The 10,197-nt window shown below is 74.2% G+C and carries 10 protein-coding genes; 1 reads left to right on the top strand and 9 read right to left on the bottom strand.

The genetic code is table 11. The features are described from left to right. Positions 1-5 precede the first annotated feature (5 nt). A complete protein-coding gene (locus tag ACFWEK_RS02880) occupies positions 6-1,094 on the bottom strand; it encodes a Gfo/Idh/MocA family protein (RefSeq protein WP_430553021.1) in 1,089 nt (362 codons plus the stop codon). Then, complete coding sequence (locus ACFWEK_RS02885) at positions 1,079-1,786, bottom strand: ThuA domain-containing protein (protein ID WP_430553022.1); 708 nt, start codon at positions 1,784-1,786, stop codon at positions 1,079-1,081. The genes ACFWEK_RS02880 and ACFWEK_RS02885 overlap by 16 nt, the downstream gene beginning before the upstream one ends. A 151-nt stretch (positions 1,787-1,937) precedes the next feature. On the opposite strand from ACFWEK_RS02885, the gene ACFWEK_RS02890 reads away from it, so the two are divergent. After that, positions 1,938-2,984: a LacI family DNA-binding transcriptional regulator gene (locus ACFWEK_RS02890; RefSeq protein ID WP_430553023.1), complete on the top strand. Its 1,047-nt coding sequence runs from the start codon at positions 1,938-1,940 to the stop codon at positions 2,982-2,984. A gap of 21 nt (positions 2,985-3,005) precedes the next feature. On the opposite strand, the gene ACFWEK_RS02895 is transcribed toward ACFWEK_RS02890, so the two are convergent. From ACFWEK_RS02895 to ACFWEK_RS02925, 7 genes are read right to left on the bottom strand one after another with little or no spacing between them, the layout of a single operon-like run. Then, complete coding sequence (locus tag ACFWEK_RS02895; RefSeq protein ID WP_430553024.1) at positions 3,006-3,860, bottom strand: sugar phosphate isomerase/epimerase family protein; 855 nt, start codon at positions 3,858-3,860, stop codon at positions 3,006-3,008. After that, positions 3,857-4,762 (bottom strand): hypothetical protein, encoded by a 906-nt coding sequence (locus tag ACFWEK_RS02900; protein WP_430553025.1) that lies wholly within the window; start codon positions 4,760-4,762, stop codon positions 3,857-3,859. The genes ACFWEK_RS02895 and ACFWEK_RS02900 overlap by 4 nt, the downstream gene beginning before the upstream one ends. Then, positions 4,759-6,051 (bottom strand): ROK family protein, encoded by a 1,293-nt coding sequence (locus ACFWEK_RS02905; protein ID WP_430544803.1) that lies wholly within the window; start codon positions 6,049-6,051, stop codon positions 4,759-4,761. Before ACFWEK_RS02905 ends, ACFWEK_RS02900 begins: the two co-directional genes overlap by 4 nt. Further along, positions 6,048-7,316: an enolase C-terminal domain-like protein gene (locus ACFWEK_RS02910; protein ID WP_430544802.1), complete on the bottom strand. Its 1,269-nt coding sequence runs from the start codon at positions 7,314-7,316 to the stop codon at positions 6,048-6,050. The genes ACFWEK_RS02905 and ACFWEK_RS02910 overlap by 4 nt, the downstream gene beginning before the upstream one ends. An 8-nt stretch (positions 7,317-7,324) precedes the next feature. Continuing rightward, the gene (locus tag ACFWEK_RS02915) at positions 7,325-8,233 is read right to left on the bottom strand and encodes an NAD-dependent epimerase/dehydratase family protein (RefSeq protein ID WP_430544801.1); all 909 of its coding nucleotides are present in this window, start codon (positions 8,231-8,233) and stop codon (positions 7,325-7,327) included. Further along, complete coding sequence (locus ACFWEK_RS02920) at positions 8,230-9,219, bottom strand: carbohydrate ABC transporter permease (RefSeq protein WP_430553026.1); 990 nt, start codon at positions 9,217-9,219, stop codon at positions 8,230-8,232. The genes ACFWEK_RS02915 and ACFWEK_RS02920 overlap by 4 nt, the downstream gene beginning before the upstream one ends. Further along, positions 9,216-10,121: a carbohydrate ABC transporter permease gene (locus ACFWEK_RS02925; RefSeq protein WP_430553029.1), complete on the bottom strand. Its 906-nt coding sequence runs from the start codon at positions 10,119-10,121 to the stop codon at positions 9,216-9,218. Before ACFWEK_RS02925 ends, ACFWEK_RS02920 begins: the two co-directional genes overlap by 4 nt. Between the last annotated feature and the right edge of the window lie 76 nt (positions 10,122-10,197).

Below are 10,197 nucleotides of genomic sequence, written 5' to 3' on the forward strand. Positions count from 1 at the left end.
GACGGTCAGACGCGCGGGGCGTCTGACAGCGGCACGGCCGCGGGTCGCTCGCAGGTGCTGGCGACGGAGACGGACGTCCCCTTCTCGGCGGCGGTGAGCAGCGACGTCATGACGTCGAGCACGTGGTACGCGAGGTCGCCGTTCGCCCGGGCGGTGGCGCCGGGCGGGGTGGCGGCCAGGTCGGCGAGCCCGTAGCCGCGGCCGGCGTCGCGGTACCCGGCGCTCACAGGGAGCTCCTCCCACCCGCCGCCGAGCCGGTGCAGCTCGACGGTGCCGTCGAAGCCGTTGGGGTCCGGCACGACGAGCGAGCCCTGGTCCCCGTGCACCTCGATGCACGACGCGTGCGTCGCGACGGCGTCGAAGCTCATGACGAGCGTCGACAGGGCGCCCGACTCGTGCCGCAGCACGCCCGTGACGTGGGTGTCGACGTCGACCGGCACCTGCTCGCCCGCGCGGGGCCCGGAGCCGATGGTGCGGGTGGCGCGCGCGCGGCTGGCGCTGCCGACCACGGACTCCACCGGGCCGAGCAGCGTGACCAGCGCGGTCACGTAGTACGGGCCCATGTCCAGCAGCGGTCCGCCGCCGGGCTGGTAGTAGAAGTCCGGGTTCGGGTGCCAGCGCTCGTGGCCGGGGGTCACCATCGTCGCCGTCGCGGCGACGGGCGTGCCGACCAGGCCGTCGTCGACCGCCTTCCGCGCCGTCTGGACCCCCGTGCCCAGCACGGTGTCCGGAGCGCAGCCGACGCGCACGCCCGCGGCGCGGCCGGCCTCGACGATGGCGCGCGCGTCGTCGGTCGTGGCGGCGAGCGGCTTCTCGCCGTACACGTCCTTGCCCGCCGCGATCGCCTTGAGGGCGACGTCGGCGTGCGCGGCGGGGATCGTCAGGTTGAGCACGGCGTCGACCTCGGGGTCGGTGACGAGCTCGTCGACCGTGAGGGCGCGGACGCCCTGCTCGGCGGCGACGGCGGCCGCGCGCTCGGCGTCGAGGTCCGCGACGGCGACGAGCCGCACCGCCTCGAGCCGCTCGAACGCGCTCAGGTACTGGCCGGAGATCGCCCCGACGCCGACGATGCCGATCCTCAGCGGCTGGCCCACAGGATGCCCCTCTCGATGATGGTGCGGACGTTCGGGTCGTTCACGACGTCCAGGTTGTGCCCGGGCGTCGAGACGAAGACGCGGCCGTCGCCCCACTGCCGGGTCCACACGGCCGGGCAGGTCACGGGCCGGTGCCACGGGTGGTAGTCGGGCGCGGCGATCGTGGTGGTCGCCAGGACGTCGTTGTACTCGTCGGTGAGCACCCAGTACTGCTCGGTGGTGAGCTCGAAGTCGGAGATCCCCGCGACGATCGGGTGGTCGGCCTTCTCGGGCACGATGTCCACCGTGTAGCGCACGAAGCAGTCGGTGCCGTCGCCCGGCAGCTCCTCGCGCGGCGCCTTGGCCGGGTGGGTGGCGAACTGCCCGCCGACGAGGTGCAGGTAGTCCGAGCTGTTGCGGTACGAGTCGGCGATCCCGCCGTGCCAGCCCGCGAGGCCGGTGCCCGCCCGGACGGCGGCGGTGAGGCCGCGCAGCTCGTCGTCGGCGATGGTGCTCATCGTGACGGTCTGCACGACGACGTCCACGCCGGCCATGTAGTCGGCGTCGGCGTACACGGTGGTCTCGTCCTCGACGTGCACCTCGAAGCCGTGCTCGGTGAGGAACGGGACGAACGAGTCGGTGGTCTCCACCGGCTGGTGCCCGTCCCACCCGCCCCTCACGACCAGCGCCCGTCGCTGTCTGCGGTCTGTCATCTGCAACTCCCATTGTTGCGCAACTGCCTGGTGGATCTCGGATGTGCCCGACAAGTCTTCCATGGGCCAACTTCGGCATTCAAGGGCCGAGGAGTGATCCGTGGCCGCCAAATAGTTGCGCAACTTTGAGGCGCGTCGCTAGGGTCCGGATGTGCCCGCCGACCGTCCCACCACGCTCGCCGACGTCGCCGCCGCCGCCGGGACCACCGTCCCCACGGTCTCCAAGGTGCTGCGCGGCCGCTCCGACGTCTCCGCCGCGACGCGCGCCCGCGTGATGGCCGCGGTCGACGACCTCGGCTACCGGGGCCGGGCGGGCCGCGGCGTCGCCCCGCGGGGGGAGCGGCCGCCGCTGGTGGACCTCGTGCTCAGCGGCGTCGACGGCACGTGGGCCAACCGCGCCCTCAGCGGCGTGGAGCAGGCGGCCACCGCGGCCGGCCTCGACATCGTCGTCACGGTGGCCCGGCAGCCCGACGACGCGTGGCTCACGCGCCTGCTCGCGCGGCACTCGCGCGGGGCGGTCGTCGCGCTCGTCGACACCACGCGCGAGCAGCTGGCCACGCTCACCGCGGCACGCGTCCCCGTCGTCCTGCTCGACCCGGTGACCCAGCCGCCGCGGACCGTCGCGAGCGTCGGCGCCACCAACTGGGCCGGGGGCCGGACGGCCGCCGAGCACCTGCTGGGCCTCGGCCACCGCCGGCTCGCGGTCCTGGCGGGCCGGCGCCGGCACCTGTACAGCCAGGCCCGCGTGGACGGCTTCCGCTCCGCGGCCGCGGAGGCGGGAGCCGACCTGCCCGACGACCGCGTCGCGCACGGCGACTGGACGCGGGCCGGAGGCGCCGCGCTCGCCGCCCGGCTGCTCGCCGGCCCGGACCGGCCGAGCGCCGTCTTCGCCTGCTCGGACACGATGGCGCTCGGGGTGTACGACGCCGCGGCCGCTGCCGGGCTCCGGGTGCCGGACGACCTCGCCGTCGTCGGCTTCGACGACCTGCCCGAGGGGGAGTGGGTCCACCCCGGCCTGACGACCGTGCGCCAGCCCATCGCCCAGATGGGCGCCGCCGCGCTGCGGATGCTGCTGCGCCTCGGCGACGACGCCGGCCCGGGGCCGCGCGCCGAGCCCGGCGCGGAGGCGCCTCGCGAGGAGCTCGCCACCACCCTCGTCGTGCGCGGTTCGACGGCGCCCCCGGGCCGGACCGGCTAGCCGACCGGCGAGCCCGACCGGTCAGAACAGGTCGCCGTACCCCATCGCGACGAGGTTGTCGTGGGAGGTGCGCAGGCACTCCAGCGCGGTGCGGCCGTAGAACTCGTCCTGCTCCACGAGCAGGTACTCGGCCCCGACGTCCAGGCTGGTCTCGACGATCGACGGGAAGTCGAGGTTCCCCTCGCCCACCTCGGCGAACTGCACGATCTCTCGCAGCGCGTCCTGCCACGGCCCCTGGTCGCCGGCGTCGAGCGCCTCGTACACGGCGGGGGAGAGGTGCCCGATCCGGTAGTCCTTGAGGTGCACCATCGCGACGCGGCCCGCGTACCGGCGCAGCGTGCGCACGGGGTCCAGGCCGCCGCGCTGCACCCAGTGCACGTCGACCTCGAAGCCGACGAGCGGCGAGCGCTCGGCGACGACGTCGAGCAGGTGGCGCCCGTCGTACCTCGCGAAGTCGACGTGGTGGTTGTGGTAGTAGAGCCGGATGCCGTGCTCGGCCAGCGCGGCCGCGACGTCGTTGCACCGGTCGGCGAACTCCTCGACGCGCGCCGTCGACGCCATCGCCGCGGCGGGGAGCATGCCGATGCGGATCATCCGGGCGCCCAGCGTCCGCGCGTCGGCCACGAACGCGTCGAGGTCCGTGCTCAGCGACGGCGCGCCCGGCGGGGCCGTGAGCCCGCCGGAGATCGACGCGATCTCCACGCCGAGGTCGTCGCGGACCTTGGCGAGCTCGGCGACGTTCTGCGGGCTCATCTCGACCGCGGAGATCTCCGCGGCCCGGTACCCGAGGTCGCGCACCTCCCGGAAGGTCTCGACGATGCCGCGCCGCGCGAACTCGTCGCGCAGCATCATCGTCTGGACGCCGATCCTGGTCACCGGGGCTCCTTCGCCGTGGGGTGGGGGGTGGGGGTGGTGCCGCGGACCGTGGCCGCGATCTCGAACCGGGCGGCGAGCTCCGCGCCGCCCGCGAGCACGAGCGGCCCGAGCGCGTCGTCGTCGGGGTCGTAGGGGCGGCACGCGGGCTCGAGCGCGACGACGTCGACCGTGCCCCACCAGGGGAAGCCGGCGGTCGCGCGGTGCTCCTGCCACACGTGCACGTGGGGGAACAGGTCGGGGTCGAAGCGGAGCACGACGGCGACCCCGGCGGCGTCGTTGCGCAGCTCGACGTCGCCGCGCCCCTTGGCCCGCAGGGACTGGAAGCCGCCCGAGGGCTCGCCGTCGCGCGGGAACGCGGCCTCGACCGGGTCGCCGCCGAGGGTCACGGTCGAGCCGGGGCCCGCGAGGGCGCCGCCGAACGCCGGGTGCTCCGTCCAGGTGAAGGCGACGGGCCGGGGCGCGTGGTTGGCGACGCGCTGCTCCACGGCGACGCCGGCCGCGGTGGCGCGCACCGTGCGCCGCACCGTCAGCGGGACCGTGCGCAGCACGACCTCGAGCGTGCAGGAGCCCGCGTCGTGCGCCAGCACCCGCCACCGCCGCCACGCGGCCTCGCCGTGGAACGGGTGCTGCACGCCGTCGACGGTGCGGGCGTCGCCCGCGTGCGGCACGAGCGTGTGCCAGCCGCCCGCGTACCGGCCGTGCCACTCCTCGTTCGAGCTCGCCGACGGGTACGCACCCGACCAGTCCTCGTCCTCCCAGGGCAGCCGCAGCAGCAGCTCGGTGCCGGTGGGTGCGTGCACGAGGGACGCGACGCGCGCCCCGGCCGGGTCGACCTCGACGGCGTGCTCGCCGCCGGGGGAGCGCAGCCGCAGGCGTCCCCCGGTCGTGGTGGCCGCCGTCACGAGATCGAGTACTGCCGCGTGCGCCGTACGGAGGGGGCGAACGAGGCGTGGAAGATCGTCGAGGCGGCGCCCACGGCGCCGGCCTCGTCCTGGACGAGGGATCGCTCGACGACGACGTGCCGCGCGTGGTGGGCCGTCGGGAGGCTGTTCACGGCGCGGTCGATGGTGTCCACGAGGAACGGCTGCAGCTCGGGCGCGAACGCCGGGCCGCCCACGACGAGCAGCGGCAGGTCGAGCAGGTCGATGAGCGCCACGGCCCCGAGGGCGATGACGTCCGCGATCTGCTGCGCGGCCGCGACGGCGGCGGGGTCGCCCGCGCCGACCTCCGCGCACATCTCGCGGAAGCTGCGCGCCGGGCCGGCGTACCCGAGCTCGCGGGCGATCTCGGGCAGCGCGACGGTCGGGTTGCACTCCCGGACGAGCTGCGGGCCGCCGCCCTCGTCGACGAGCCCGAGCCGGATCGCGCACAGCTGGCCGAACTCGCCGGCGTTCGCGCTGCCGCCCCGGTAGGTCTCGCCGTTGAGGACGAGCCCGGAGCCCATGCCGGTGCCCACGTAGAGGTAGACGAAGTCGCCGGCACGCTCCGTGCGGCCGATCCACCGCTCGCCCACGGCGGCCGCCGCGCCGTCCTTCTCGAGGACGACGGGGCAGCCGAGCCGCTCGGCGAGCATGCTGCGCAGCGGCACGTTGCGCCAGGCGTGGGACAGGGGCAGGTCGAGCAGCTGGCCGTCGATGGTGATCGGGCCGGGCGCGGCGACGCCGACGCCGAGGAACGTCGCGGCGTCGATCCCGGACGCGTCCACGACGTCGTCGACGGCGTCCGCGACGATCTCCACGAGCGCCTCGGGCGCGACCTCGGCGTCCAGCGGCACCGTGCGCCGCTCGAGCACGGCCCCGTCCAGGTCGGTCAGCACGACCGACACCAGCTCGGGGTCGACGAGCACGCCCGCCGCGTGCGCGGCCTCGGCGCGCAGCCGCACGGGCGTGCGCGGCTTGCCGAGCCGCTCGGTCCGCTCGGCCGCGCCCTCGGCGAGCAGGCCGCGCTCCAGCAGCCCGCGCAGGATCCGGGACACGGACTGCTGCGTGAGGCCGGTCTGCTGCGCGATCTCCGTCCGCGAGATGGTGCCCGCGATCCGGATGGTCTCGATGATCGTCGCCTCGTTGAAGGACCCGAGGTCGTACTGGTTGGCGCCCGGCTGGCTCCGGTCGCCCGCCGGCCGGGGGCGGCGCGAGGCGTAGGGCCGCACGTCGCCCTGGCGCTGCCTCGAACGGTCGGTCAGCTCGGTCACGGGGCCTCCAACGCTCCGTCGGGTCGGCGGACGCCCGCGGCCCAGGCGTCGTGTCCGGAGAGCTCGGCGGGAAAGCGGGCCGCCGCCTCCTCGTCGACGTCGATCCCCCAGCCCGGCGCGTCGTTCGGGACCAGCCAGCCGTCCTGGATCCGCAGTGTCCCCGGGAAGACCTCGTGGGTCGCCTCATTGTAGAGGTGGCCCTCCTGGATGCCGAAGGCCGCGGAGGTCACGTCGAGGGCCACGTTGGCCGCCGCGCCGATCGGCGACGTGTCGCCCGGGCCGTGCCACGCGGTCCTCACCCCGCACAGCTCGGCGAGGTCCGCGAGCTTCCGCGCCGGCGTCAGGCCGCCGATGTCGGAGACGTGCGAGCGGATGAAGTCCACGCCGCCGTCGCGCACGAGCCGCACGGCGTCGGTGAGGGACGTCGTGAGCTCGCCGACCGCGATCGGCACCGGGCTGGCGGCCCGGACCTCGGGCAGCCGGTCCCAGTGCTCCGGCGGCAGCACGTCCTCGAGGAAGTACGGGCGGTACGGCTCGACGGCGCGCGCGAGCCAGACGGCGTCCTTCGGGGTGAGGCGCGAGTGCACGTCGTGCAGCAGCTCGACCCGGTCGGGGAGGGCCTCGCGCACCGCCTCGAAGAGGCCGGGGACGCGCCGCAGGTAGTCCCGCGCGCTCCAGCCGTTCGGGTACGGGGCGTCGGGGTACTCGGTCGGCACCGCGGGCGCGCCGTACCCGCCGCCGCCCGGCGTGGAGAGCTGGATGCGCACGTGCCGCCACCCGGCCTCCACGAAGCCCTGCGCCTGCTCGACGACCTCCTCGGCGGTGCGGCCCGCCGCGTGGATGTAGGTGTCGGCGGCGGCGCGGACCTTGCCGCCCAGCAGCTCGTGCACCGGCATCCCGGCGCGCTTGCCGGCGATGTCCCACAGGGCCTGGTCGACGCCGGAGATGGCGTTGTTCGTCACCGGCCCGCCGCGCCAGTAGCCGGAGAACGCGGCCAGCCGGGTGAGGTCGCCGATGTCGCCGGGGTAGCGGCCCACGAGCAGCCGCGCCAGGTGCTCGTCGACGAAGGTCTGCACGGCCTTCCAGCGCTGCGTGAACGTGGCGCACCCGAGCCCGTACAGGCCGGGCACGTCGGTGTCGATCCGCACCACGACCAGCGCCGTGCCCTCGGGGGCGGTCGTGATGGCGCGGACGGACGTGATCCGGATGTCCTCCCGGGGCGGCCAGGGGTTGGCGAAGGTGTCGAGCGACAGGTCGTGCGGCATGGCGTGGATCAGTGCTCCTTGCTGGCGGTGGTGCCGGCGGTGGTGCGCGGCAGGTCGAGCGTCGGGAGGTCGATCTCCTGCTCCGCGCGGAAGCCGATGAGCTCGCGCGCGGGGGTGAGGTCGATCGGGACCTCGCGCCCGACGAGCCGGCGGGTGCGGGGGACCTGGGGCGCGTACGCGTCGAGCAGGTCCTCCGTCCGGTACGGCGCGAGGGTGCGGTCGGCGGCGAGGAAGAACGCGTGCGCGCCCGAGGTCGCCGCGGTGAGGGACAGCTCGACCGCCCGCGCGGCGTCGTCGGTGGTGAGGTACGACCAGCCCTCGAGCAGGCCGGGGCGGGGGTCCTCGGTGAGCCGGCGGGCCTGGGCGCGCAGCGCCTCCACGGAGTTCACGTGCGGGAAGCGCAGCGTGACGACGTCGATCCCCCAGTGCCGCCACGCCATCCGGGCGGTGCTCTCGTCCTGGTGCTTGGACAGCGAGTACCAGTCGGCGATGTCGACGGGCAGGTGGGTGTCGTACGGAACGTACGCCGGCCACACCTCGTGCACGTTCTGCGGCAGCCCGCACGCGTTGATGCTCCCCGCGACGACGGCCCGGGAGATGCCGAGCGCCCCCGCCTGGGCGAGCACGTTGAACGTGGAGACCACGTTCGTCGAGTAGACGTCGTAGGGCGGGGCGATGTCCCGGTGCGCGAGGGCGGCGAGGTGCACCACCGCGTCGACGCCGTCGAGCGCGTCCGCGACGTCGTCCTGCGACGTGGTGTCGCCGACCAGGACCCGGTCCGCCTCGAGCGACGGCGCGTCGTCGATGGACAGGGCCGTCACCCATGCCCCGGCGGCCCGCAGCCGCCGGGTGACGACGCTCCCGATCCGTCCGGACGCCCCCGTGACGAGGACCTTGCTGCCTGCGACCGTGCTCATCCCTTGATCCCTCCAGCCGTGCCGACCCCGCGCAGGAACTGCTTCTGGAAGATCACGAACAGCACGACGGGGATGATGATCGTGAGGAAGACGGCCGCCATCTGCACCGACAGGGGCGCCGTCCCGGCCGCCAGCTTCGGCAGCATCACCGACACCGGCTGCAGGTCGGGGTCGGACAGCACCAGCATCGGCCACAGGAACTCCTTCCACGCGCCCACGACCGACAGCAGCGCGACGACGCCGATGATCGGCCGCGACAGCGGCAGGACGACCATGGACAGGATCCGCAGCGGGCCGGCGCCGTCGATCGTGGCGGCCTCGAGGTACTCCCGGGGGATCGAGTCGAAGAACCGCTTGAGCACGATGACGTTGAAGGCGCTCGCGGCCGACGGGAGCCACACGGCCCAGAACGTGTCCTGCAGCCGGATGTGCAGCAGCGGCATGTCGAGCACCGTGAGGTACAGCGGCACGAGCGAGATGACGCCGGGCAGGAACAGCGTGGCCAGGATGGCGCCGGTGAGCCAGGGCCCCCACGACGGGCGCAGCACGCTGAGCAAGAACGCGGCGGCGATGCTGACGACCAGCGTCGCGACGGTCGAGCCCAGGGCGAGCAGCACCGTGTTGCCGAGGGACTGCCCGATCTGGGCGCCCTTCCAGGCGAGGGCGAGGTTGCCCCACTCGTTCGGCGTGAACCAGATCCCCATGGGGTCGGCCACGATGTCCTGGCTGCTGGAGACGGACGCCTTGGCCGACCAGAGCAGCGGGCCGAGGCAGGCGATGATCAGTCCGACGAGCAGCACGCCCTGGACGAGGGTGAGCCAGAACCGCACGCTGCGGCGCTTGCGGTCGCCGGACGAGATGAGCCCGCGGGTCTTGGGCTCCTCCGGGGCCCGCCGTCGACGGCGGCGGGGGCGGGTCGGCACGGCGGCCACGGGGGCGGGGTCGGGCACGGCGGTCGCGGTGCGCGAGGTGTCGACGACGCTCATGACTGGCTCCACCTCTTGGTCGCGGAGTAGTAGACGACGGAGAGCAGGCCGAGGAAGGCGGCCAGGAGCACGCTCAGGGCCGTCGCGGCGCCGAAGTCCCCGTTGACGAAGGCGTAGTTGTAGATCTTCAGCAGGATGGTCTGGGTGGCGTTGTTGGGCCCGCCGCCCGTGAACAGGAACGGCTCGGTGAAGATCTGGAAGGTGCCGATGAGCTGCAGCAGCAGCATCACGAGGATGACGCCGCGCAGCTGCGGGATCGTGATGTGCCAGACGCGGCGCCAGATCCCGGCGCCGTCGATCTCGGCGGCCTCGTACAGCTCGGTCTGCACCGTGGCCAGCGCGGCGATGTAGATGATCGCCGTCGAGCCGGCGCCCGCCCAGGTGGCGTAGAGGACGATCGACGGCATCGCCATCGCCTCGGAGTTCAGCCACGGGAACGGGCCCAGGCCGATCCACCCGAGCATGGTGTTGAACATGCCGGCGGACGACGGGTCGAAGAAGAACTTCCACAGCAGGATCGCGGCCACGGGCGGCACGATGGCGGGCAGGTACGCCAGCGCGTTGTACAGGCCGTCGTGCTTGCGCAGCTCGTTGATCATCACGGCGAGGAAGATCGGGATCGGGAAGCCGATCACCATCGCGAGCAGCGCGAAGTACGCCGTGTTGAGGGCGGCCTGCGCCAGCCCGGGGTCGGACAGGACGTACTCGAAGTTGCTCAGCCCCACCCACTCGGCGGGGGCGATGAGGTTGGTCTTCTGCAGGCTCAGCACCAGGCCCTGGACGACGGGGCCCCAGCTGAAGTAGGCGAAGACGAGGACGACGGGGACCGCGAACAGCACGGCGTGCAGCCCGCCGCCCCGGTACCAGCCGGCGATCCCGGGTCGTGGCCGCACGCGCGGCACGGCGGCCGGCGCCGCGAGGGTCTTGGACAAGGCGATGCCTCCCTTCGGGGTGACCGGCCGGGCGCGTCGAGCGCCC

This window comes from Isoptericola sp. NPDC060257, assembly GCF_042726645.1.
GTDB classification, from domain to species: Bacteria; Actinomycetota; Actinomycetes; order Actinomycetales; family Cellulomonadaceae; genus Isoptericola; species Isoptericola nanjingensis.

Coding starts and splice junctions, on each gene's coding strand:
- ACFWEK_RS02885 (WP_430553022.1), bottom strand. CDS start 1,786: ATGACAGACCGCAGACAGCGACGGGCGCTGGTCGTGAGGGGCGGGTGG.
- ACFWEK_RS02910 (WP_430544802.1), bottom strand. CDS start 7,316: ATGCCGCACGACCTGTCGCTCGACACCTTCGCCAACCCCTGGCCGCCC.
- ACFWEK_RS02915 (WP_430544801.1), bottom strand. CDS start 8,233: ATGAGCACGGTCGCAGGCAGCAAGGTCCTCGTCACGGGGGCGTCCGGA.
- ACFWEK_RS02920 (WP_430553026.1), bottom strand. CDS start 9,219: ATGAGCGTCGTCGACACCTCGCGCACCGCGACCGCCGTGCCCGACCCC.